We start from the raw sequence: 22,426 nt of genomic DNA, 5'->3' as shown, positions 1-22,426 counted from the left end.
ATTGCCTTCAAAAACAAGCGATGTAAAAGGGATGAAAACGTATCAAACATTTCATCTGGCCAAGGACAGGAATGTTTTTATTGCCGTTGGGAAAACGTCTCCGTGGAATACCGAGAACCCTGAAAAGGTTCCAGATGTCTCTTATGGGCAGACGATTACAGAGATTGTGGCGTTGAAGCGAGCTGACCAAGTAAGGTTTGTAACGCCAGATGATACAAATGGAACGATCGAACAGCAAGGTCATAAGTGGCGTATCATTGATGAGGACGAAGCGCGGGTAGCCGATTGCAGATGGGTATATGTACAAGCTTGGCTAAGATACGATGAGTTTCCCATTTGCACGTACCGACAAACTGGTGTATATGCGGGTACGACATTGGCAGATGGATTACCAATTAATAAACAGGTAGTCAAACCGGATGAAGTAAAGGATATGGGTTTCCTGTTAGCTGTGACAAATCAGTCGCCTCTGCAAAGGGAAGTCACCCATCGCGAAAGCATTGAGTATATCTTGGAGCTGTAAGGAGGGTAACGATGGCAAAGGAAGTATACAATCGATTTGATCCATCGAAGAGATGGAAGTCTGTTGATTTTGTCGGCGGTCGCCGGGTTCAAACTGCTGAGCTAAACGAAATGCAGGCGATGTCACTCTATCGGGATAAGCAAATAGGGGACGTAATTTTCGGCTCAGGTCACATCTTAGAGGGCGGGCAGTTATTGATTAATAAGGAGAAAACGCTCGTCATCGTATCAGCAGCACGGGTATATCTAGGGGGAATCATCCACGATGTACCGGAAACAACACTGACGATAAGGGGAACGGGAGAGGAAAGTATTGGGTTGCGGGTCAATCCACAAACAATCACATACGAAGACGACCCAACCCTGTTTGATCCAGCGGTTGGGTTTTCTAATTTTGGCATGCCTGGCGCCCAGCGAACAGTATTGAATGCCATATGGGTCGTTGATGATCCTGAAGCGACTCATATGTATCGGCTGGTAAACGGCGAGTTGATAACATCCAAGCTACCACCTGAATTAGAAGGTTTCACGCCCATTCTCGCAAGACGTTCGTATGATACGAATGGTTCATTTCTTGTCTCAGGCATGGATGGTTATATCGAGCCGAGGGATGCTGCAAACGTAACACTCGTAATCGATGCTGGCAGAGCCTATGTTCTTGGGTACCAAATTGATAAGTTGGTTCCCTTACGAATTTCCATACCCAAGGCATTAGATAGCCGTGTAGTGGTTAACGAAACGAAGACATATCTGTCTAATGTATTCTTTTATCCGCTAAATTCAAAGCCTGTGAAAGCTTTACAGACAGTAACAGCGACAGTTGAGAAGACAGAGACAATTACCCGTGGAAATGTGGCAGGAACCTCAGACCTTTTACCAAAGACGCCTGTTGTCGATATTGTTTCAATTCAGGCTGGTGGCACAACTTATATCAAAGGTACAGACTTCCAACTCTCAGGCGATGCCGTAGATTGGTCATTGGCGGGTGCAGAACCTGCCGGCGGGGTGTCGTATACAGTCACGTACCGCTATACAAAACTAATGGTAATTGGCACAGACCTGATATTGGAAAACAACGCAGTAAAGTGGCTAAGTGGTGATAAGCCCGTGCCGAATTCAACTTTCCAGACGACCTATGAGTTTTATCTAGGACGGAAAGATGTCTACTATCTCACTTATCAAGGTGAAGTCCATATCATCCACGGTCAATCGGACGTGAATCCTTACCCGCCGTCATCTCCACCGGATGTATTGGAATTGGGAGAATTGTATCTCCCACCGAACAGTGATGCTGTGGTCGTAACCAATCGCAAGCCAAAACGTTTGACGATGCTCGAGCTGCGTTCTCTCCTGGATCGTTTGGAACGAGCAGAGTACAACCAAGCGGTGGCAGACCTCGACCGGCAGGCCCAAAACTCTGATCCGTCACTAGTGAAAAAAGGTGTTTTCACGGACAACTTCACCAATTTTGAACGCTCCGACGTTACCCATCCTGACTTTAATGCAATGATTAACCCTCGTGAGAAGACGGTGCAATTGCCAGTTGAGAATAGTTTTATTGAAATGCAAGTGAATCAAGCTGCTTCTACTGTTCGGTTTCATGAGCGTTTGATTACGTTGCCTTACACCGAAGAGGTGCTGATCGATCAGCCTTTTGCAACCGAGACCATGAACGTGAATCCATACCAAGTATTCGGGAATCTTGCCACAATTCGTTTGACCCCTTCTCATGATACCTGGGTGGAGACGTCTACAGTTACACAATCGGTTTGGGGATGGTGGTCTGATTGGAGGTCAACGGGGACAACCCGGACAGAAACAAAGGTCATAATGGATGAACAAGTTCCATTCATACGGCAACGGGAGGTAACAGTAGTCGGTGAAGGTTTTGAACCGAACAGTGATAATATCAAAGCTACATTTGACGGAGTGCCCGTTGATCTTACGCCCTTGAACGGATCGTCTTCAGGTACACAACCAAACACAATCAAGGCAAACGCCCAAGGACGCTTTACCTGCAAGTTTACAATTCCAGCTGGTGTCCGCACAGGAACCCGCGAGGTCTATTTCTGGAATGAGGTGTAATGATGGCCACGAAACAAAATGAAGCGAAAGCCTCTTATACAGCGATTGGTCGGAAGCAGGTGGTGGAGCAGACGTTCTGGCAGATCCCATCCTGGAGGCTAACTGACCCACTTGCCCAAACTTTTATGCTCACGGAAGAACGGTTTGTCACTTCAGTTGAGCTTTACTTCGGAACAAAAGACCCGGTAGCGGACTTAACGGTACAGCTCCGTACAGTAGCAAACGGCTATCCGTCCATGACAATCTTATCCTCTGTGGCAATCAACCAGTCCCAAGTGAATATTTCAAACGACGGCAGCAAAGCAACGAGGGTAAGATTCCCGGAACCCGTACTGATCCAAGCCAACACTGAGTATGCAATCGTACTTCTAACACCTTCAAGCCAGTATAGAGCGTATGTAGCCCGAATGAGTGAGAAGGACCTGATGTCTAAGAAAGTCGTTTCACGCCAGCCTTACGACGTTGGTGTCCTGTTTTCGAGCTCCAACGGGTCGGCATGGACAGCACACCAGGACTCCGATTTGAAGTTTAAGCTTTACGGAGCCAAATTTACGAGTGACGCAAAACTCCAATTCAATCCTGTTTCTGCCAATCAAGTCACTCAACTTGTCCTTTCTGCAAGCCAACTTATACCACGAAATGCTGCATTGTTATGGCAGTATTCCATAGATGAGCGAAATTGGTATGCACTAGATGATCTAGATGTGACCTGGTTAACGCAGCCGACAAACAAAGTACATGTCCGGGCTCTATTTAAGACAACCGGGTCGTCACCAGTGGTCCAGTCAAGTGTGAGTCTTATTCCGATGGCGTATAAAAAGAATGGTATCTATTTGAGTCGTGAAATTTCAGTAACAGCGCCATTTACGAAAGTCACTGTTTATGTAGAGCTGAGCACACCAAGTGGTACATCACAAACTGTTGAATATTCCCTCGATGGTGGTAAATCGTGGGCAACTATGGGATCAGCAACCGAACAAACACCAATCGATGAAGAGTTTACCCGATTGAAGTTCGAGCGGACGGTAGCTACTTCTACAAAGCTACGTATCAGGATTAAACAGAGTACAACCGTAGCAACATTGACGCCGAAGTCGCGGGCTCTAATGGTGCATACCTCATAAGGACGGTGATTCAGATGTCAGTAACAAATGCACGAATATCGACGGATCCGAATCTCCCAGATAGCTTGTCATCGGGAGCTGCTAAAATTAATAGGAGCTTTGATGCGATAGATTCTGCTTTTGATAGCATTAATACAGGGTTGAACAAACATCGTTTCGCAGATACATTAGACCACCCAGACGGCTCTGTAACAAAAGAGAAGCTGTCGCCTGAGGTAATTGAACTTATAGAAGGATCGGCCGACATAGTAAAAATCGCTGATGTCCAAATGTTAGGTCAAACGACTATTGCGAACATCCCACAAACGTACTGTCATCTGAAGGCTTATATCGTTGCGCGAAGTGTGGCCAACGAAGTTGATTCGTATTTTACTATCCAATTTAATGGAGTTACATCCCGTGATTATTGGGCGTATAACACGACGACTCCTCAAAATTCGTTTGCCTTTGCGAGGATCCCGGCTGCCAACGCAGATGCTGGATTTTACTCGACAGGAGAATTACTCGTATTTGATTACGCAAATACAAACATAGCAAAGAGTGTCCAAGTGTCTCAGATTTCGAAACGTCAAAAGGCTGTAGCCGGAAGCTCATCCTTTACTGGAGGAACCTTCGATAAGACTGATGCTGTCACGGCCATTACGTTTTCTACAAGTGGAGGATTTACTGCGGATTCGCGAGTTGTACTATATGGTATTAAATAGGAGGGAGTCTGCATGAAAAAGGTCACATTCGACTGCGATACTGGTGAAACAGTAGAATTAGACATGACAAAAGAAGAGATTGCCGAGCTGGACCAAAATGCCAGCACACCACCAACTCTTACTCAAGAAGAACTACTATTGCTGGCTCTAACAGATACACAAATGAGGCTTGCTGAACAACAAGCACTGACCGATCAGTTGGCACTTGCCATATCCCAAATTCAAATAGGGGGTGCTCCAGAATGAGTTTCAATCACTATATATGGAAATACCTTTTTGACCGGAAGCTTCGGCCTGCTTCGGATATAGAAGCGGCCTATCAAAAAGGCATCCTCACACGAGAGGAACGGAACGAAATTTTAATGGTTACGGAAGGTAGCAAAGAAGCATAATCGGTCAAACGTTACGACAGAAAGATGATGGTATAGCAGAAAAGTGGAATAGGAAGAAGGCACCCAGCGTTTGGGTGCTATTTTTATTGCCCCAAGGGGGTGAGGAGGAAGATGAGCTAATGAAGTTTTTACAGAGTTTAGAGAATGTAGTGACGCCAGCAAACGGGATAGCAGCAACCGTGGGAGTGTTTCTTACCCCGATATTTCAGTACCTCTATGGAACGGGTCGGTTCGATATTTTAATCGTGCTTTTTCTTATGATTTCACTCGATTGGATAACCGGTATTTCCGCGGCGAAAAAGGACCATACCTACTCGTCTGATTATGGCCTATCCCGAATCCCACGGTCGCTATTTCTTTTTGCACTGCCTGCCGTAGCAAATTTGCTGGATCGGGTGATGGGCACGCCCGGATTTCTGTTTTATGGAGTCACATTCGGTCTACTCTATCACACATGGAATAGCCTCACAGCGAATGCACACCGAGCAGGTTGGCCTGTACCGAAGTCGGTCGTAAATTTGGTCGGTTCGGAGATCAAAGCCAAGACAGAGCGTGCTGCACGAAAGGAGCAAATATAAAAATGAATATGACAATACCAGGCGCGCGTGTGATTGACGTTCGCGCCTCTTTGCCACGCCACAAAACATTAAGGTATGGACTACGTAAGCTGACTGACATCCGATCGGCAGCTATGCATCATTCAGCTACAAAAAGCGGATCGCCAGAGGCGTTCGCACGCTATCACGTCAACACAAACGGCTGGCCGGGCATTGCCTATCATTTTGTGATTCAAAAGGATGGGGTGATTTATTGGTGCAACGATCCAGAGGCAATTTCCTACCATGTTGGCAACAGTAACCGTCATGCGCTAGGCATTTGCCTTGTCGGAGACTTCCGGACACAGAAACCGACGCCTGAGCAACTTGATGCCGCCAATCGCCTAATCCAGCACTTGCAGGTACAGATTCCAACAATGAAGCAGGTGCTTGGTCACCAGGAGTACCCCGGCTACGCTTGGAAAAACTGTCCTGCATTTCCGATGGGAACGTTCCGCACAAATTACTCACAATTTTTGCAAAAAGCTGTGGGGAAAGTGGATAAGCCTAAGCAGATTCCGGTTGCTATCAATCTGAATGGTACTTTACTCGCAGCAACGGGCTTTTTGCAGGAAGGCGTTTCTATGCTACCAGTCCGTGCGGTTGCCAATGCCGCTGGTGGAAAAGTGGAGTGGATTGAACAGACGAAGGACGTTCGCGTGAACGGGATGGATCTGAATGAAAGGGTGATTGATGGATCAGCTTATGCTCCTGCTCGTGAGTTGGCTGCCGCCTTTTGTCTACAGGTTGAGTGGGATGGAAGTAATAATACGGTGGGACTGAGAGGAGGAGTGTAGAATCATGAAAGACTTTCTGAAAAAGCACAAGAAATCTATGTTGCTTATTCTGGCTGGGACGCTGGCGATCGCGGGAACATATGCAGGGATCGGCGAAGAAGCACAGCAGCAGATACTGAAAGCCATTGAAAGCTTATTTTAACGAGTGCAGCCCTCCTTCGAAATATCCGGGGAGGGCTTTTTAATTTTTATTCCTCTTTGTTGAGTTGTTCTTTGAAACATTCTTCACAAAAGCCCAAGTCAACCAAGTATTCAAACTGGCGACCGCATCCTGCGCATGGGACTGTACTCACGGACATTCCTCCTTTCATGATTACTTGTTTAGACATTCTATATTTTACCATTCGGTCATATTAAACGTTGGAATGAGAGAGACTTTTCTTTGGAGTTTGAAAGGTAATCCCTCCTTTGGGGGTGTTATCCATCAATTCTATTGTTTACTTTTTTTAAAGAAGACAACAAAAAGTAAAACAACATTTAAAATTAATAATCCCATGAGCAGGTAATTTGTTGTAGCTAGATTTGCATTAAGAGAAGCAATTTCTCCTTTAACTTCGAGTAAAGAACTACTTGTTTTGTTGCCTGCCTCTCGAATACTTGCCGAAAAATCATTGAAATATTGGTGTAGTTCTGTAAAATCAGGCTTTTGCATAATGAAATCATCATCCTTTTTTTGCTTTTATAGTAAATTTTAAATACTTCGTATTGACGTAACCTTCTTCCATATTATACCATACGAATGTAAAATGTAAAATAATGGGAGGGTGTTACTTGTGAAACTTTTTAATTTTAAGTCGCTTTTTGCAAGTTTGCTTTGCGGAGCGTTAGTTTTATCTGCTTCTGGACTATCTAATACTGCTCATGCAGCAAAAAGTGTACAAGAAGTACAATTGAAGTTAACTTCTGTTGAGATTCAACTGAAGCCTAATCTAGAAATGGTTCGTACTGAAACCGGAGATACCGCAACAGTTAAATTAATTGACAGAAAAACTGGTGAAACAACGGAGACATATTCGGAGACAATCGAATCTGTTAAATCTGTGCAAGGGAAAGGTATTAATGCTGCCAGTGGAAATTACACTACAGTGACTGTGAAAAATAATAAAAAAGATGGCCCAGTAACTACAGAACTGGCCGCGAAGTTGAAAATCTACACTAATAGTTCTTTTAGACAAATCAATTCTATTGAAAGTAAAACTATGAAGATTACTAATTCTAACTCTGCTACGTTAGAGGATAAAGATATAGTGGCAATTTCAACTTCTGATAAATTTCCAACTCAAGAAGTTGAAATCAGCGGAAGTGCAACAATTACGTATAAGAGCACTAGCGCCGCAAGTGCAACGGGGGCTTTCAGCGTATCAGCACTAACTGCAGCAGGTTTTGAGGTTTCAATCACCGGTAGTCAAGAGTGGGAATTTTACGCACGCAAACCCGTTGATATAGGTCTCCGTTATAAAGTATAAAAACAAATACAAAAAAAGCTCCTCGACTCGGGGGAGCTTTTTTGTATTCAAAGAGGAAGGGGTGTTTTTATTCGTCAGGGACTTCCCAGCGCACTAAACGTCCAACCTTTCCAACTACTAAATACCCGTTTTGTCTTTCCCTCCACGCTTCGTTTCACTTCGGGAACGAATACTAACGAAATGTAAATAATATGGAGCGCTGGAACATTTTTATCTTGATTACAGAACGTAAGCCCTCATATAATGCAAGAACAAATGTTCGTGAAAAGGGTGATTAACATGGAGACAATCCAAGCAGTGATTGATGGCCAACTCCAAGCAATACCCGTTTTAACCCAAAAACACCTAAAAGCAATACGCAAAATCCGTACTGGGGCAAGTCCTGGATGCGCCCCTGACATTCTCCGAGATTTGATAGATGCTGGATTGGTGGAGGAGACTTCGAATGACCCTACTGTATGAACATCACTATGAGGAAGTTATGACTCATTTAACACCGGTTGATTCAGAAGCCTTGGCTGAAATGAATGTCATTATTTACGACTCCGTACGTAAAGACTATGCGGTCAACGTCAGTTGGCACGAGGACTGTATCCGTAGGGAATGGGGCGTGGTTAAAGACATCGACCGAATTGAGAACAAAATCAAGCTCGTTCGCGTTGATGGTGTATGGTGGGTGCCCATTGAAAAAATGCTGCAGGTTGAGCGGGTGTATTAGACAATGATTCACCCTGACCAATGGCGAGATATACTTCATGAAACGATCTTGTATGGCATGCTGTTTAAGGCTATCGCACTCGATGCCGAAAGCTTTAATCAAGACCAGTTCAAAATGTCATATCGTCCCATGTTGGATACCATATCAATGTGGGCGGAGAGGAAACACCACGAATATCGAAGTCAGTTTGGGAGGATGGGTGGGAAAATTCATATCCAAAGGACAACTGATAGTTTTCTATACTCTGTAGTTGTGACTGTCCGTGGCCGACAAGAAGAATGTCTCTATAACGTGTCGCATTTAAAAGCTGAATGCCAAGTTCGCCTTAACAATTATTTATACGACGCCAAGCAGCAAGCGAATGGGCGTGCATAGTAAATAGCGAAGGATTACAACAGCGAACCTCCCCACCCATTCAAAAATAAGGGTGGGTTTTTGTTATTTTGTATATTTGTGTATAATTGTTTCGTTTGTTAGAAAATAGGGAATTAAGTATGCTGAAAGAACTATTTTTGAAAGGGGACTGTACTTTTGGCACGAAGAAGGAAAAAGGGAGATGACCCGATAAGCCAGTTGGTCGGACTGCTTTCTTTATTTGCATTTGGCGGGGCGTATTACTATACAAATTCATTTATCATCGGTGGAATTGCTTTTGCTGCTGTAATGGGTGCTGCTCTTTGGATTTCTATTGCTCAGAGCGCAAAAAGAGAAGAGCGATTAAGGAAATCAGGAATACGCGAAATAGACAAAATGGATGGCCTACAATTCGAACAATACCTTGGACTGCTTTTTCGTTCGCAAGGGTATAAAGTAGAAGTAACACGTGCTTCAGGAGACTTCGGAGCTGATTTGATATTGCAAAAGAATGGCACTAAAACAGTTGTCCAAGCTAAGCGCTACTCTAAAAACGTTGGGATCGAAGCAATTCAGCAAGTCGTTGGGGCAATGAAACATTATGGTGCATTGGGTTCGTGGGTAGTAACTAATAGAGACTTCACAGATGCTGCTTATAAGCTGGCTGCCTCTAACGGGGTAAAATTGATCAATCGCGAAGCACTCATTGAAATGATTCTCCTGATGAACCCTACAGCAAAACCAGACCCTAAAAAGGTGATCGCACAATTCCAATCGAAAACACATATCTGCGACAAGTGTCGTAGCCAGATGGTCTTGAGAAAAGGGGCAAAAGGTGAATTCTATGGCTGTAAAGGATATCCGAAATGCAGAAATATTAAAGCAGCTCGGTAAAATCTAATACGTCGGGATATTAGGGGGACTTATTTTGAAACTTATAAAGATATTAGGATGGATTTTTGTACCTTACATAATGGTATTTGTTGATTGGAAACGGCTGGGGAAAATTGGTAAGCGTGTAGGGGCAACATGGGCCATATTAGCATTAATCATTGGGATAGCTGGCAGAGATACCAATAATAAACCAAATCCAAGTAATACAACTGAATCGGCCAATGTAATATCTGCAGCAGTAAATTCACCGAAAACAGAGGCCGTTAGTTCCTCTCGAACTGTAACCACAGATCAGCAGGGAGTTTCGGCGGCTACCGATGTAAATACTACTCAGAATACACAACGGATTCAAGCAAAGGTCTTGGAAGTGGTGGATGGAGATACTATCAAAGTAAAAATAAACGACAAAGAAGAGACTGTACGTTTTCTTCTAGTCGATACTCCTGAAACGAAGCACCCTAAATACGGGGTACAACCATTCGGTAAAGAAGCGAGTGACTTCACGAAGCAACTCCTTACTGAAAAGACTGTGGAGCTTGAACAGGATGTAAATAATGGTCCTGACAAATATGGACGACTTCTCTATTACATTTATGTAGATGGTAAATCGGTTCAAGAGCAATTACTGGAAAAGGGGTTGGCACGCGTCGCGTATGTGTACGTACCTAACGTGAAATATGTTGAACAGTACCGTAAAATTCAAGAACAAGCACAAAAAGCCGGAGTTGGAATTTGGTCAATTGAGAACTACGCCCAAGAGGATGGGTACCATTCGGATGTTGTAAAAAAGAACGAACCGGATCCCAGTAAAAACACCGTGGCTACCCAAACTTCACCGAAGCCGCAGCCTAATCCCCAACCCCAGCCAACTCCTCAGCAACCAGTACAGGAAGTGTATTATGCTAACTGTAGTGAGGCAAAAGCAGCAGGTGCAGCTCCTCTTTATAGAGGGGAGCCTGGGTACAGAGAGAAGTTAGATCGTGACAAAGACGGAGTTGCTTGTGAAAAGTAAGATTTAAACCTTCTCATTGGAGAGACATTCTATGGCGTATCATAATCAATTGTCACCAGTGAGGGTCGCGAGTATGTTTACATTCAGAGACAGATTAAAGCAAACGTCAAAATACGGAACTAGACAAAGAGTGGCATGATGCCATCACCAATATTATTTTATTTCTGGCTAATAAATAACCCGTCCCTATTTTGAGGGGACGGGTTATTGAAGTAACCTTTATTATTCAGAAATCATAAGTACAATCTTTTTGAAAATTTCAGGGGCTTGCTTAATTTCGGATGCTTCAATTTTTCCAAGCAGGAATCCGTAGCCCTCTACATCAGGGTAGTCATCTGATTGCCTTAGCTTCTCTTCTAATGAACCTTCCTCATAGTAAAGATCCCATGAATTATCTTTCAATTCAATGGCGATTCCCACATGCTCTTTTCCGTTGTGATCGATTTCCAGATGGTAATGTCGTAAATCTCGATGAAAAATATCATCAAATATCACGTTAATACTGTTCAATTTTTCTCGTAATAGAGTGGAAGAAGTTTGGGGTAGTCTTATATACAACTTAAAACCAATCTTTTCCCCGTTCAGTTTCATCATATCTATTTCATCGTACATAGGCATGCTGTCGCCCAATACATCAATGACTGCTTTTTTTATGTCATTGTGATTTGGAAATTCATTAAAGTACAACTCGCATAGATATCTAGTATAATCATCCGACAAAAATTAAACCTCCTACTTTTAATCCAACGTTTGCACAGGAATAACCAATTAATTAATTTCTACCATGGAAACTTAGGTAAGTCATTACCGAAGGGTACCAAGTAGGAGTGTACTATATATTTTTCCTAAATTGTTTACGCATTCGAGCAATATTGTTTACTGAAACTCGTGTTGATATTACTAAGCCGGTTATTCGTTTAGTACCTTTCTAGTTCAGAAAGGTAAAAAGATTTACTGGCAAAAATAAAATTTCAGAAGGGCCGCTTTATTCTATTCCTTCATTAATATAGCCAAATACTTCGATAGGTCATTTAAGGGCGTCGGGGGTGGAATCTTGCGATCATGTTCCCATTCGTATAGAGTGCGTTCACTTATTCCTAAAAGCGCAGCAAATTCTCTCTTTGTGTACCCATAGTACAATCGAGCTTTAATAATACGTTCCCCTAAACTTGATTCCGGCAGTTTCTCAAAACAACCTAGAAAAGCAACTGAGACGCCAAGCACTTTGGAAAGTCGTCTTAGGCTAGGAGGAGAAACTTTCAATTTATTAGCTTCTGCTAATCCAATTGTTCTTGTACACAAACCTGTGGCAGCGGCAAGATCGACCAAGTACATCTGCTTTGCTGTACGTGCTGCTCTAAGACGGCCACCAGGACTATCATCTATCATGTCTATAAATGGGGAAAAGGGTGTTTCCTTTTTAAATGATATTCCAAGGGTATTATCTTCAACCTTGCCCTTGTGGATTCTTTGGTACTCGAGAGAAGCAAACCTGCTCTTGCTCCCCTCAACAAATCTACAAATACCGCTCAAAGCTCTCAGGTCCCTTGTTAGACCGTATCGATCTGCACATCGAGGTGCCGAGAGTACCAGTTCAACTTCTTCACAACAGAAAAGCAGAGGAGTCCTCAAAAGACATTCAGCATCGAGTAGAACAAGCGAGAGCTGTTCAATGCGAAAGATACCAATATCGTCCCGGATGTCCTTTTAACAGTGTGATGAATGGAGAAGAACTACGCCAATTTGCGCAACTAGATAAAGAAGGGCAGGAGATGCTGCAGCTTGCCTTCGAGACATTAGGTTTAAGTGCAAGAGCATACGATAGAATTGTGAAAGTGGCGAGGACAATTGCAGATCTAGATGGGGCTTCCCGTGTAGATGCTGCACATGTAGCAGAAGCAATTCGTTACAGAGCCTTGGACCGAGGGCTACTTTTTTAATGGAGCGGGGACATGATCAAAGCAGAGCACAGTATCTGATAAAGGGATAAAACAAGTAGGGGGTTAAGTAAACCATTCTTTAAAGAGGGAACTAAAGTTAATAACATAATAAAGCGAGACAGTATTCAATAATCAAGTAGAGTAAACGAATAAAAGTAGATTCAAGGTGGTAATAAAATTTACTAGTACAACATTTTTGAGACAAAATGTTGCTGAAATGTCTTTGATAAATTACCTGGAGGGTTGTTAATGAAGGTATTCCGTCATCTAAGAATCTTGATTCAATACTTCTTTGTGATAGGCTTTCTGTTCGATTGCTCCCATATGTAGAATCCGGATATGATTCGGATGTGATTCGATTGGCATTCAGTAGAAAATTGCTCATTTCCTAAGCAACAAAGTCTTGGTTCCCTCAATTTTGGTTCCTCAACTATTGCTGCTTCGATGCAAAGTTTGTTTTCTTAGCTGCATAGTCACATCTGCAAAGATGTCAACACCAGTCCAAATTGTCAAATAGTCAAGTTTTCGAGGTAAAAAATTGGTTAGTCTGCATGCGCCTGTAAATGAACACACCACATACAGACTAACCACTTCACTACCAATAAAGTAACAGTAAATACTTTTGAAACCTAATCCTACACAATCGTAACAACATAAAACACAAACTCCCCACATTCCCCATTATCCCAAGGCCGACAATACTTCACTGAAATCGACGTCATTCCTCGCCGCAAAGCCTGAAAGGACATCACTTGATGCCCCTCTTGCCCAATACGAGCTGGCGATGATGGAGGAACAAAATGATTGGCATGCAACGATAAAAAGCGAGCATCCACTGGATTAGACAAGTCCCACTGGTAGCCTGTAGAGGGATTTGCCACTAGCGTAATCGTGAACAAGTGGCCTTCCTGCACTTGCAGTGTATACGTTGAGGTCTTGACCACTGGCCTTCTTTCCTCCCTTTAAATGAAGACGATACCCATTTTCCATACCATATGAAAAAGACTCGATAGCTGCTCACGACGGAACAAGCAGAAAAAATTTATTTGCATGTATTTCAAGTGATTCCGTTCGTTTACAAGTTGTGGAATTACTTGATACATCTATCATTTTGCGAAAATATAACGATAAAAAATAGCCATTATACGTACAATGTTCCTAATTAATTTGAAACAATTAGTATGATCTGGAAAGGAATATGCATGATGCTGGCGAATAAGTAGGGACAAAGACATATATTGTCGAAATGTCTGTTGATATTTGTAATCTTTATTACCTAGTTGGTGTGATGACTAGAAATATCCACAGAGAGTAGAATTTCTTTTGCTCGTGCATGTAGGTACATTTCCCAGCACTTCCATGGCGTAGAATACCTTGGCATGGAAGAAGCTTTTTCTTTGTATTCATACTTGCTAGGAAAGGGAAAGGAAAATTGATGGAGAGCATTGCAGAATTATTTAAGAAAAAAGAGTACTACCACGCATTTCAGCCAATATGTCAACTTCCTGAGAAAAGTAGGATAGGGTATGAAGTATTACTTCGCAATAAAGCGGGGATCCATCCAGAGGCATTGTTTACTTCGGCGAAGGAAAACAAAATGCTGCCAGAACTCGACGCCCATTCCCTGCATTATGCGCTCTTGACTTTTTTTCATTCGTCGATTGAACACAAAAACGAGCTTTTATTCGTGAATATTTTTCCTTCTACCATAATAGAAGACACATTTCCTGGCTTCATTCAAAAGATTGCCCGTTCCTTCCGTCCCTTTTTAACCCAAATCGTTTTGGAGATCAACGAATCGATTATGGAAGGAGAATGCTGGAGCGAACCCATTTTTACACGACGTATAGCTGAACTGAAAAAGTTGGGGTTCCTAATTGCGTTGGATGATGTAGGAGATGGCGCAAACATATTCGGTAAAATTGAAGATATCTCGCCTGATTACATTAAGATTGACCGCTTTTTTTCGCAAGAACTCTCGAGTTCATTAGAAAAGCAAAAGACTGTAAAATTGTTTGTCGATTTTTGCAAAGATGCACCTCAACTCATTCTCGAAGGAGTTGAAGAAGAAGAGGATTTTGCTTGTGCTTCTTTATTGGGCGTTGCAATCGGCCAGGGATACTTGTTTGGTAGACCAGGTAGTTTGCCGAACGAATAAGAGGGCAATGCAGAATTGGAGGAATTTTTATGGCTAGTGATAACAACGTATATTCCCGGAAAGCAACGCTTTCCTTAAAAATATCCGAGTTTGAAGTCCCTCCGATGCAGGATCTGTTGATCATCGGACGGAAAGCACCAATTGGTCCTGAGGCTGTAAGGAGAATGGCGGATGCGCTTTCCCCAGAGCAGTTTACTTTAATAAAGATGAATCATCCGAAGATTGAGGCAGTCTTGTTAAGAAATACCCTTTTGCAAATGATCGATGAAAAATTATTAATGAAAATCATTTTGGAAGAGGCAGAGCGCATGATTAGCGACTCAATGGTTCTACGATCTGAATTAAAAATAGCATTGTCTGTTCAACGAGAGGTGGATCTATTATGAACATCTCCGACATCATGACGACGACGATTTGTACCATCACCTCTGACAAAAGTGTCTCTTATGCGGCGGAGCGAATGAACGAATCTCAAGTTGATTCGTTAGTTGTCATGGATCACGGAGAGGTGCTGGGAATGGTTACGACAAGAGACGTGTTGTCCGCTCATCCTAACCGAATCGTTGCCGATGCCATGAGCAGTCAACCGTTCTACCTGTCTGCCAATCACAATGTTTGGGAGGCCTATCACGCGCTTCATCAAGAACAAGGTGGTCTGGCTTTGGTCATGCAAGAGGATCAACTGATCGGATTCATCACAAAAGAAATCGTAGAGATGAAAATAGCAGAGTATCGAGACCCATTATCGGGTTTGTATCGCGCTCCCTACATCGAGTTTATTGGGGAAAATTTTTTAAAGGAGCGTAAACCTTTCCATTTGCTTTTCATCGATTTGAACGACTTTGGCCGAATTAATAAGCTGCATGGTCATCCATTCGGGGATGATGTCATCCGCACCTATTCATCGGTTCTCTCTTCTTTGGCTGAAGAACAGGGGGATTACTTATGTCGTTATGCAGGGGACGAGTTTGTTTTGATCTCTACGATTTCGGATGAACAGATTCAGGAATACATTTCGCTTATTACACGTCCAACAAACGTTCTCGATGTCTTTGTATCTGCAGCTGTTGGCCATGTGAATGGGTACCAAACACCAGACTTCTTCGCTAGGTCCTGGCGGGAATTAATCGCTGAAGCAAGTTTAGGCTCCTCAGCTGCCAAATTATCCAAAACACTTACTTCCACAATGGGATAGGAAAAGTATAGTTTGCAAGTAATGCGCATACACTTTTGGACAGGTTTAGATCTTTCTTTGCAACCGATTATTTTATGGTACGTAATATATAGGTGAATAGAGCAACATGAGGAGGCAATGACATGATCGTAACTACTACCAGCATGATCCAAGGAAAAGAAGTGGTAGAGTATTTGGATATCGTCAGCGGAGAGGTAATCATGGGTGCAAACGTAGTCCGTGACTTTCTCGCAGGAATTACGGACATCATCGGAGGCAGAAGTGGCTCGTATGAGAGTAAGCTCGCAGAAGGTCGTGAACTGGCCTTGCGTGAAATGAAAGAAAAAGCACGAGCATTGGGTGCAAACGCAGTGATTGGGGTTGATCTCGACTTCGAAACATTGCGGGAAGGTATGATGATGGTTATTGCCACAGGCACAGCAGTCCGTGTAAAGTAAGCCGGTAAACACCCGGCTTTCTTTTTTTACCGAAAGGAATTCTTATACATAGCAAGCAAGGAGAAATGAGCATGCAGGTACAAAAAACTCTTCAGGATTTATCATATAGAATAAACGCCCAGCCACAAGGGATCGCTGGATTGCATGCGGTTTACCATTTTGTCCTAAGTGGTGAAGAGGGGGGCACCTACGAGGTGGTATTTGCCGATAATCAAGCGGACTATACGATGGGGGTGACAAGGGAAGCGGGCTGCACGCTGGAGTTATCTGATAAAGATTTTATTAAGCTCGTAGAGGGACGCTTGAATCCCACAGTTGCTTTGGTAATGGGCAAGCTAAAAATTAGTGGAGAAATGGGACTTTCGTTTAAATTACAAACAATATTGCATCACTATCAATTGCAGAAATAACAAAAAAACTAGTCAATTCTTAAAAAGTTGCGTTAAAATATGACCAAACAATGACACCTACTCTAACACAAAACGAGGGGAAACATGCGCCATATTTGTTCATTGATTGCGATGGTAAGCCAACTGGAAGAACAATCTGTGCGTTTTGATTTTTACCAAGAAATCAGACGACGCAAGCCAGAACGTCAGATATTAAAGCATGATGTACGATTACCGCGTCATTATTTCGATTATTTAATTCATTCAGGAGTATTGGAAGTGGAAACAGATGCCCCATATCAGCCGGGGAAGACCATGCCTGCTTCCATTGGTATGAACATACGCTCGCTCGGTGGAAACGTATTGTTTGACATGTGCTTTGCTCCGCAAACATATAAATTGTGGCAAAACACAGATGCAAGCATAGAAGACCTTTCTCTACCTGCTGATATATTTGAAGAGTATGTCTATCGCTTAGGCGCCATCAGTCGTTTTCGCTATTTAGGCCGAATTGATGATCCTGTAACAGCAACAAAGCTTGGTGAGAACGACATGATTGAATTCAAACGCGACTTTCTTTATTCGAAGACGGGAATTATTAAGTCTATTGTGGCGTTTGCGAATTCAAACAATGGGAATTTATTTTTAGGCATTACAGATGAAGGGACAGTGTGCGGGATTGATCATGAGATCGAGCAGTACGGAGACCCGGACAAATACATTCTAGCTATTACCCAGTACATCCAAGATAAGACGTCACCGTTTGTGACCCCATTTCCAAAAATTTCATTGAAAAAAATAGATGGGAAAACAGTGGTAGCTATCTTTGTAGAAGCCTCATCTGATTTGATCTGTGGTTTGGACAAAAACAATGAAAAGTATGTGGTAATTCGTACGAATAATCGCTCCGTTATCGTGAAAGATCCGCACCAAATTGGTGAAATTTACGTGAAACGAAAGCTAGGCAGTGAGATCAGCCGTCGATTGGGACTTCTGTAGCGTTATCTTACAGGAATACACGAGGAGGGTTACTGCGTGATATCGTCTTTACGTACGTGTCTACTGGTTATGATAGTGAGCAGCTTGTTCATCACTGGCTGTGCTCAGTCTGGCAAGGTTTCTGATGACATGAAAGATCATATCGAGACAGAGCTTGGTACGGTTGAAAAAGTAACAGTGATGTCAACGGATGGTCAGGAAGTATTATTGGACTTGCGCTTGTTTTTGCAAGAACTGTCCGGACAGGGACAAGATTTACAAATATCATCCGAGCCTTTAAAGCAAGAAGATGTACGTTTTACGCTCGTCCTTTATCGGACACAGCAGGCTCCACTTGTCGTGACGGTGGGTGAGTCGGCAAGTGAGTTTGGGGGACACACGTATCGTGGAGCGGGTGCCAGCTATTTTTATCAGTGGGTAAACAAGTTAACTGGCAAAGGAGTGCTCTCACAAAAAATTCAAAGCGTGCGTTTAGCTGCAGAGGACCTTGGGCAGGCGCGCGTGTTGAACGAATCAGAAGCAGAATACATCAGGAAAGTAATGGGATCGGCAGTCCCAGAAGTGGACAGTCGCAACAAGCAGTATCCACTCTACCCGAACTATCGGATGAGAATGAATTTTGCTGATAAGCCGGTCGAAGTGGCCATTTTAACGCCGACGCTGATTGCAGTTCCCTTTGGGAGAGAAACGTTTTTCTTTCACGTAGATGGTATCCTCTTTTCGCGGTTAACGGAATGGATGCCGCCAAGCAATCGTAAGGATGACAGGATTGACCCGTTATTTAAATCTACACGGATTCGCATCACTGCAAATGGCGAAATGAACGTCAAGGATACAAAGTTGGATGTCACCCAAACAACGATCGAGCAAGGAATTGCCCATCAATCTGTCCGATTTTTAAAAAATGCAGATCCACTCATTGTTCCACCAAAAGAACCGGGCAAAAAACAATATGAACTTCATTTTTTGGTGAATGATAAAGAGCAGAGAATTGAACTATATCCACGTTATTTTAAGTATGAACAAACTTGGTACATTCACGATGAACTCGCTGAAAACGTGTGGAAATTGTTTCAATCTCTACGAAAATGAGGAATTTCCTCATGAAGTTTCGCATTTCTGGTCACGATAAAACGAACATATTACTACCACTTTTGCAGTTTTTGTCGTAGAATAGTTACGTTGCACTGATAGTGGAGGTTATGACCGGAAGAAGACAGACGTCTTTGAACCGGTCTAAAAGCCTGCCGATCTTTATCTGCCATAGGAGGATGGAGAATGAACATTCATGAGTATCAAGGTAAAGAGATACTTAAGCAGTACGGTGTAAAAGTTCCTGAAGGACGCGTAGCTTTCACAGTGGAAGAAGCTGTTGAAGCAGCAAAAGAACTGGGCACCCAAGTAAACGTAGTAAAAGCGCAAATTCACGCTGGTGGCCGTGGTAAGGCTGGCGGTGTAAAGGTTGCAAAAAATCTTGATGAAGTTCGTACATATGCCAGCGAGATTCTTGGCAAAGTACTCGTTACTCATCAAACAGGACCAGAAGGTAAAGAAGTTAAGCGCCTTCTGATCGAGCAAGGCTGCGACATCAAGAAAGAATACTACGTTGGTGTAGTTGTTGACCGTGCTACTGGAAGTGTTGTAATGATGGCTTCCGAAGAAGGCGGCATGGACATCGAGGAAGTAGCAGCAAACAATCCAGAAAAAATCTTCAAAGAAGTAGTTGATCCAGTAACAGGTCTGAATGGCTTCCAAGCTCGTCGCCTGGCTTACGCAATCAACATTCCAAAAGAATTGATTAACAAAGCTGCCAAGTTCATGATGAGCTTGTACCAAGCTTTCGTTGATAAAGATGCTTCTATCGCTGAAATCAACCCACTGGTTGTAACTGGCGACGGTGAAGTAATGGCACTGGATGCAAAACTGAACTTCGACAGCAACGCTCTCTATCGTCACCCTGACATCGTAGCTCTGCGCGATTTGGATGAAGAAGATGAGAAAGAAATCGAAGCTTCCAAGTTCGATCTGTCCTACATCGCACTTGATGGTAACATCGGTTGCATGGTAAACGGTGCAGGTCTGGCGATGGCAACAATGGACATCGTGAAATTCTACGGTGGAGACCCAGCTAACTTCCTTGACGTTGGTGGCGGAGCTACTGAAGAGAAAGTAACGGAAGCGTTTAAAATTATTCTCCGTGACGAAAAAGTAAAAGGTATTTTCGTCAACATCTTTGGCGGCATCATGAAATGCGACGTTATCGCAAACGGCGTAGTGAATGCAGCAAAACAAATCAAATTGGACAAACCTCTCGTTGTACGTCTCGAAGGTACAAACGTAGATTTGGGTAAGAAAATCCTTAATGAGTCCGGTTTGAACATTGTAGCTGCAGAATCTATGGCGGATGGCGCTGAGAAAATCGTATCCTTGGTGAAGTAAGCTATTTCGAGTAGATACGTTAAAAAAGGTGGGAAAATTACGCGATGAGTATTCTCGTTAATAAAAATACAAAAGTAATTACGCAAGGGATTACGGGTGCAACTGGTCTGTTCCACACTCGCGGAGCCGTTGAATACGGTACACAAATGGTGGGCGGTGTAACACCTGGTAAAGGTGGAACCGAAGTTGACGGTATTCCAATTTTCAACACAGTAAAAGAAGCAGTTGAAGCAACTGGTGCAACTGCATCTGTTATCTACGTTGCTCCTCCTTTCGCTGCTGATGCGATCATGGAAGCAGTTGACGCTGAGCTGGATCTGGTAATCTGCATTACTGAAGGTATCCCAGTTCTGGACATGGTGAAAGTTAAGCGCTACATGGAAGGCAAGAAAACCCTTCTCGTAGGTCCTAACTGCCCTGGCGTAATCACTCCAGGTGAGTGCAAAATCGGTATCATGCCTGGTTACATCCACGTTCCAGGTAAAGTGGGTATCGTATCTCGCTCCGGTACCTTAACTTATGAAGCAGTTCACCAAACTTCTACTCGCGGTCTTGGTCAATCCACAGCTGTAGGTATCGGTGGAGACCCAGTAAAAGGTATGGAGTTCATCGACGTACTGAAAATGTTCAACGAAGATCCAGACACAGAAGCAGTTATCATGTTGGGTGAAATCGGTGGTACTGCGGAAGAAGAAGCAGCAGAGTGGATCGCTGCTAACATGAAAAAACCAGTTGTAGGCTTCATCGGGGGACAAACTGCTCCTGAAGGAAAACGTATGGGCCACGCTGGTGCGATCATCTCTGGCGGTAAAGGTACAGCTGCTGAAAAAATCGCGAAGCTCGAAGAATGTGGTATTCGCGTAGCGAAAACACCTGCAGTTATCGGTGAAACACTTGTTGAATTGCTGAAAGAGCGCGGTATGCTCGAGAAAGTAATGGGCAAGTAAGCAGATAAGACAGAAGTGGACAGGCTTTAGGCTTGTCCACTTTTTTATTTTTGAAGCAGCCTCTTTCTTTCGATAGAATAACTTTCAGAAGCAATTGTGATCGGGATGAAGGAGGAGTTTGGAGTGGAAAAGGCGAAACTCGACGAGAGAGACTGGGTGTATGTGTTAACGATGATCTCAGGTTTGGGAAGAAAGAAAATCCGAGAGATATTTGAAATCACAGGTTCTTTTCAGATTGCCATCGAAAACTGGCATGAACTGGCACGTGAGCTCGGATTGACTTCCTTGATCACTGGGCAGGTTGACCAGCAAAGCAATGAAGCTCCTGCTATGGCACTATTGGAAAAGCGTGAAGAAGAGGGAACACGCTTCTTATGTCCTTTTGACGATGCTTATCCTGCTTCGCTCCGCAATATTCCCGATTTTCCATGGACGTTGTTTTATCGTGGCGACCACACATTATTGGATAAATTGTCGATTGGCGTCGTTGGTTCGCGCAAACCGACACCATATGGAAGAGCGAGCTGTAGCTTTTTTGTCCGAGAACTGGTACAAGCAGGTCTTGTCATTGTCTCAGGGGTAGCGTATGGAATTGATGCGGAGGCTCACCAAGCTACCTTGAAAGTAGGTGGTAAGACTATAGGCGTGCTCGGTTGCGGAATGAAACACGTTTATCCTTCTCGACATCGAGAACTTTATCGCCAAATTGAATCTTTTGGCCTACTCCTCAGCGAGTATCCTCCTCATATTCCACCTATTTCTGGATTGTTTCCAGAGCGAAATCGTATCATAAGTGGTCTTTCTATCGGTGTATTAGTGGTGGAAGCAGCAGAAAAAAGCGGATCCTTGATTACGGCAGACTGTGCACTTGAGCAGGGCAAAGAAGTTTTTGCGATTCCTGGTCCTATTTTTTCATTGATGAGTGCCGGGCCGCATAACTTGATCAAACAAGGTGCAAAGCTAGTAACGTGCAGTAACGATATATGGGATGAAATCAAACATCATCTTCCAGAAGCCAAGCAAATGCAGCAGGTCAAAAAGAGCAATGCAACCGATGTTATTCCCTTATCTAATGAAGAAAAAGCGATTGTGGAAGCTGTAACCTATGATGGGATTCATTTGGATGAGTTAATGAGCTGCTTGGAAAAAGACCAACGCAAGATGCTACATCAGCTGGTCATTCGTTTGGAAGCAAAAGGAGCCATTTTGGCACTTCCTGGTGGTTATTTTGCGCGGAGATAGCATATCCGCTAGCTTT

29 protein-coding genes and 1 pseudogene are annotated in these 22,426 nt (G+C 43.3%); 25 read left to right on the top strand and 5 right to left on the bottom strand.

Annotated elements, in window-relative coordinates; all coding sequences use genetic code 11:
• Window position 1: 1 nt before the first annotated feature.
• The 9 genes from BBR47_RS17670 to BBR47_RS31290 all read left to right on the top strand — a co-directional run bounded on the left by BBR47_RS17670 (window position 2) and on the right by BBR47_RS31290 (window position 6,362).
• Complete coding sequence (locus tag BBR47_RS17670; RefSeq protein ID WP_155801099.1) at window positions 2-523, top strand: hypothetical protein; 522 nt, start codon at window positions 2-4, stop codon at window positions 521-523.
• Window positions 524-534: 11 nt separating this feature from the next.
• Window positions 535-2,607, top strand: coding sequence for a DUF4815 domain-containing protein (locus BBR47_RS17665; protein WP_015891794.1), 2,073 nt, complete (start codon window positions 535-537; stop codon window positions 2,605-2,607).
• Window positions 2,607-3,731, top strand: a complete 1,125-nt coding sequence (locus BBR47_RS17660) for a hypothetical protein (RefSeq protein WP_231850491.1) — start codon at window positions 2,607-2,609, stop codon at window positions 3,729-3,731. The genes BBR47_RS17665 and BBR47_RS17660 overlap by 1 nt, the downstream gene beginning before the upstream one ends.
• A gap of 14 nt (window positions 3,732-3,745) precedes the next feature.
• Window positions 3,746-4,435, top strand: coding sequence for a hypothetical protein (locus tag BBR47_RS17655; protein WP_015891792.1), 690 nt, complete (start codon window positions 3,746-3,748; stop codon window positions 4,433-4,435).
• Window positions 4,436-4,447: 12 nt separating this feature from the next.
• Window positions 4,448-4,681, top strand: coding sequence for a hypothetical protein (locus BBR47_RS17650; RefSeq protein ID WP_015891791.1), 234 nt, complete (start codon window positions 4,448-4,450; stop codon window positions 4,679-4,681).
• Window positions 4,678-4,827: a hypothetical protein gene (locus BBR47_RS31295; RefSeq protein ID WP_015891790.1), complete on the top strand. Its 150-nt coding sequence runs from the start codon at window positions 4,678-4,680 to the stop codon at window positions 4,825-4,827. Before BBR47_RS17650 ends, BBR47_RS31295 begins: the two co-directional genes overlap by 4 nt.
• A gap of 119 nt (window positions 4,828-4,946) precedes the next feature.
• Complete coding sequence (locus BBR47_RS17645) at window positions 4,947-5,405, top strand: phage holin family protein (RefSeq protein WP_015891789.1); 459 nt, start codon at window positions 4,947-4,949, stop codon at window positions 5,403-5,405.
• 2 nt (window positions 5,406-5,407) lie between these two features.
• On the top strand, window positions 5,408-6,220 hold the full coding sequence (locus BBR47_RS17640) for an N-acetylmuramoyl-L-alanine amidase (RefSeq protein ID WP_015891788.1): 813 nt from the start codon (window positions 5,408-5,410) through the stop codon (window positions 6,218-6,220).
• A 4-nt stretch (window positions 6,221-6,224) separates the two neighbouring features.
• Entirely contained in the window at window positions 6,225-6,362 is a 138-nt protein-coding gene (locus BBR47_RS31290) for a hypothetical protein (protein WP_015891787.1), read from the top strand.
• A gap of 46 nt (window positions 6,363-6,408) precedes the next feature.
• Here BBR47_RS31290 and BBR47_RS31645 read toward each other — a convergent pair whose 3' ends face one another.
• Window positions 6,409-6,513, bottom strand: a complete 105-nt coding sequence (locus BBR47_RS31645) for a DUF2797 domain-containing protein (RefSeq protein ID WP_162023124.1) — start codon at window positions 6,511-6,513, stop codon at window positions 6,409-6,411.
• Window positions 6,514-6,650: 137 nt separating this feature from the next.
• The gene (locus tag BBR47_RS17635; protein ID WP_041749496.1) at window positions 6,651-6,872 is read right to left on the bottom strand and encodes a hypothetical protein; all 222 of its coding nucleotides are present in this window, start codon (window positions 6,870-6,872) and stop codon (window positions 6,651-6,653) included.
• A 121-nt stretch (window positions 6,873-6,993) separates the two neighbouring features.
• Here BBR47_RS17635 and BBR47_RS17630 point away from each other — a divergent pair, with 121 nt between their 5' ends.
• From BBR47_RS17630 to BBR47_RS17605, 4 genes are all read left to right on the top strand, one after another.
• On the top strand, window positions 6,994-7,686 hold the full coding sequence (locus BBR47_RS17630; RefSeq protein ID WP_015891786.1) for a hypothetical protein: 693 nt from the start codon (window positions 6,994-6,996) through the stop codon (window positions 7,684-7,686).
• Between the two features lie 445 nt (window positions 7,687-8,131).
• The gene (locus BBR47_RS17620) at window positions 8,132-8,404 is read left to right on the top strand and encodes a YolD-like family protein (protein WP_015891785.1); all 273 of its coding nucleotides are present in this window, start codon (window positions 8,132-8,134) and stop codon (window positions 8,402-8,404) included.
• A gap of 531 nt (window positions 8,405-8,935) precedes the next feature.
• Entirely contained in the window at window positions 8,936-9,652 is a 717-nt protein-coding gene (locus tag BBR47_RS17610; RefSeq protein WP_015891784.1) for a restriction endonuclease, read from the top strand.
• Between the two features lie 34 nt (window positions 9,653-9,686).
• Window positions 9,687-10,664 (top strand): thermonuclease family protein, encoded by a 978-nt coding sequence (locus BBR47_RS17605; protein WP_041749493.1) that lies wholly within the window; start codon window positions 9,687-9,689, stop codon window positions 10,662-10,664.
• Window positions 10,665-10,886: 222 nt separating this feature from the next.
• Here BBR47_RS17605 and BBR47_RS17600 read toward each other — a convergent pair whose 3' ends face one another.
• Window positions 10,887-11,384, bottom strand: coding sequence for a hypothetical protein (locus tag BBR47_RS17600; protein ID WP_015891782.1), 498 nt, complete (start codon window positions 11,382-11,384; stop codon window positions 10,887-10,889).
• 270 nt (window positions 11,385-11,654) lie between these two features.
• Window positions 11,655-11,999, bottom strand: a complete 345-nt coding sequence (locus BBR47_RS17595; protein WP_041749881.1) for a helix-turn-helix domain-containing protein — start codon at window positions 11,997-11,999, stop codon at window positions 11,655-11,657.
• A gap of 89 nt (window positions 12,000-12,088) precedes the next feature.
• On the opposite strand from BBR47_RS17595, the pseudogene BBR47_RS31640 reads away from it, so the two are divergent.
• Window positions 12,089-12,199 (top strand): annotated as a pseudogene (locus BBR47_RS31640) (hypothetical protein); the annotation flags it as partial.
• A 12-nt stretch (window positions 12,200-12,211) separates the two neighbouring features.
• Window positions 12,212-12,604 (top strand): ATP-binding protein, encoded by a 393-nt coding sequence (locus tag BBR47_RS30415; protein ID WP_231850623.1) that lies wholly within the window; start codon window positions 12,212-12,214, stop codon window positions 12,602-12,604.
• Between the two features lie 635 nt (window positions 12,605-13,239).
• On the opposite strand, the gene BBR47_RS17585 is transcribed toward BBR47_RS30415, so the two are convergent.
• Window positions 13,240-13,548 (bottom strand): protease inhibitor I42 family protein, encoded by a 309-nt coding sequence (locus tag BBR47_RS17585; RefSeq protein WP_015891778.1) that lies wholly within the window; start codon window positions 13,546-13,548, stop codon window positions 13,240-13,242.
• A 491-nt stretch (window positions 13,549-14,039) separates the two neighbouring features.
• Here BBR47_RS17585 and BBR47_RS17580 point away from each other — a divergent pair, with 491 nt between their 5' ends.
• From BBR47_RS17580 to dprA, 10 genes are all read left to right on the top strand, one after another.
• On the top strand, window positions 14,040-14,762 hold the full coding sequence (locus BBR47_RS17580; protein WP_015891776.1) for an EAL domain-containing protein: 723 nt from the start codon (window positions 14,040-14,042) through the stop codon (window positions 14,760-14,762).
• A 29-nt stretch (window positions 14,763-14,791) separates the two neighbouring features.
• Window positions 14,792-15,148 carry a hypothetical protein gene (locus BBR47_RS17575; protein WP_015891775.1) on the top strand — a complete coding sequence of 119 codons (357 nt, stop codon included), beginning with the start codon at window positions 14,792-14,794 and terminating at the stop codon, window positions 15,146-15,148.
• Entirely contained in the window at window positions 15,145-15,957 is an 813-nt protein-coding gene (locus BBR47_RS17570) for a CBS domain-containing protein (protein WP_015891774.1), read from the top strand. The genes BBR47_RS17575 and BBR47_RS17570 overlap by 4 nt, the downstream gene beginning before the upstream one ends.
• A gap of 122 nt (window positions 15,958-16,079) precedes the next feature.
• The gene (locus tag BBR47_RS17565) at window positions 16,080-16,394 is read left to right on the top strand and encodes a YbjQ family protein (protein WP_015891773.1); all 315 of its coding nucleotides are present in this window, start codon (window positions 16,080-16,082) and stop codon (window positions 16,392-16,394) included.
• Window positions 16,395-16,465: 71 nt separating this feature from the next.
• Window positions 16,466-16,804, top strand: coding sequence for an SCP2 sterol-binding domain-containing protein (locus BBR47_RS17560; RefSeq protein WP_015891772.1), 339 nt, complete (start codon window positions 16,466-16,468; stop codon window positions 16,802-16,804).
• An 84-nt stretch (window positions 16,805-16,888) separates the two neighbouring features.
• Entirely contained in the window at window positions 16,889-17,782 is an 894-nt protein-coding gene (locus BBR47_RS17555) for an AlbA family DNA-binding domain-containing protein (protein WP_015891771.1), read from the top strand.
• 36 nt (window positions 17,783-17,818) lie between these two features.
• On the top strand, window positions 17,819-18,874 hold the full coding sequence (locus BBR47_RS17550; protein ID WP_041749492.1) for a hypothetical protein: 1,056 nt from the start codon (window positions 17,819-17,821) through the stop codon (window positions 18,872-18,874).
• 186 nt (window positions 18,875-19,060) lie between these two features.
• Complete coding sequence (sucC, locus tag BBR47_RS17545) at window positions 19,061-20,221, top strand: ADP-forming succinate--CoA ligase subunit beta (protein ID WP_007719385.1); 1,161 nt, start codon at window positions 19,061-19,063, stop codon at window positions 20,219-20,221.
• 44 nt (window positions 20,222-20,265) lie between these two features.
• Entirely contained in the window at window positions 20,266-21,168 is a 903-nt protein-coding gene (gene sucD, locus BBR47_RS17540; RefSeq protein ID WP_015891769.1) for a succinate--CoA ligase subunit alpha, read from the top strand.
• A gap of 123 nt (window positions 21,169-21,291) precedes the next feature.
• Complete coding sequence (gene dprA / locus BBR47_RS17535; RefSeq protein ID WP_041749491.1) at window positions 21,292-22,410, top strand: DNA-processing protein DprA; 1,119 nt, start codon at window positions 21,292-21,294, stop codon at window positions 22,408-22,410.
• Window positions 22,411-22,426: the final 16 nt, after the last annotated feature.

This window comes from Brevibacillus brevis NBRC 100599 (genome assembly GCF_000010165.1).
GTDB lineage: Bacteria > Bacillota > Bacilli > Brevibacillales > Brevibacillaceae > Brevibacillus > Brevibacillus brevis_D.
This window is presented reverse-complemented; position numbering and strand designations above follow the sequence as displayed.

Bases quoted from the DNA above. Each gene is read 5' to 3' on its own strand.
- BBR47_RS17665 (WP_015891794.1), top strand. From the start codon at position 535: ATGGCAAAGGAAGTATACAATCGATTTGATCCATCGAAGAGATGGAAG.
- BBR47_RS17660 (WP_231850491.1), top strand. From the start codon at position 2,607: ATGATGGCCACGAAACAAAATGAAGCGAAAGCCTCTTATACAGCGATT.
- BBR47_RS17655 (WP_015891792.1), top strand. From the start codon at position 3,746: ATGTCAGTAACAAATGCACGAATATCGACGGATCCGAATCTCCCAGAT.
- BBR47_RS17650 (WP_015891791.1), top strand. From the start codon at position 4,448: ATGAAAAAGGTCACATTCGACTGCGATACTGGTGAAACAGTAGAATTA.
- BBR47_RS31295 (WP_015891790.1), top strand. From the start codon at position 4,678: ATGAGTTTCAATCACTATATATGGAAATACCTTTTTGACCGGAAGCTT.
- BBR47_RS17645 (WP_015891789.1), top strand. From the start codon at position 4,947: ATGAAGTTTTTACAGAGTTTAGAGAATGTAGTGACGCCAGCAAACGGG.
- BBR47_RS17640 (WP_015891788.1), top strand. From the start codon at position 5,408: ATGAATATGACAATACCAGGCGCGCGTGTGATTGACGTTCGCGCCTCT.
- BBR47_RS31290 (WP_015891787.1), top strand. From the start codon at position 6,225: ATGAAAGACTTTCTGAAAAAGCACAAGAAATCTATGTTGCTTATTCTG.
- BBR47_RS17635 (WP_041749496.1), bottom strand. From the start codon at position 6,872: ATGCAAAAGCCTGATTTTACAGAACTACACCAATATTTCAATGATTTT.
- BBR47_RS17620 (WP_015891785.1), top strand. From the start codon at position 8,132: ATGACCCTACTGTATGAACATCACTATGAGGAAGTTATGACTCATTTA.
- BBR47_RS17595 (WP_041749881.1), bottom strand. From the start codon at position 11,999: ATGTACTTGGTCGATCTTGCCGCTGCCACAGGTTTGTGTACAAGAACA.
- BBR47_RS17580 (WP_015891776.1), top strand. From the start codon at position 14,040: ATGGAGAGCATTGCAGAATTATTTAAGAAAAAAGAGTACTACCACGCA.
- BBR47_RS17575 (WP_015891775.1), top strand. From the start codon at position 14,792: ATGGCTAGTGATAACAACGTATATTCCCGGAAAGCAACGCTTTCCTTA.
- BBR47_RS17570 (WP_015891774.1), top strand. From the start codon at position 15,145: ATGAACATCTCCGACATCATGACGACGACGATTTGTACCATCACCTCT.
- BBR47_RS17565 (WP_015891773.1), top strand. From the start codon at position 16,080: ATGATCGTAACTACTACCAGCATGATCCAAGGAAAAGAAGTGGTAGAG.
- BBR47_RS17560 (WP_015891772.1), top strand. From the start codon at position 16,466: ATGCAGGTACAAAAAACTCTTCAGGATTTATCATATAGAATAAACGCC.
- BBR47_RS17555 (WP_015891771.1), top strand. From the start codon at position 16,889: ATGCGCCATATTTGTTCATTGATTGCGATGGTAAGCCAACTGGAAGAA.
- sucC (WP_007719385.1), top strand. From the start codon at position 19,061: ATGAACATTCATGAGTATCAAGGTAAAGAGATACTTAAGCAGTACGGT.
- sucD (WP_015891769.1), top strand. From the start codon at position 20,266: ATGAGTATTCTCGTTAATAAAAATACAAAAGTAATTACGCAAGGGATT.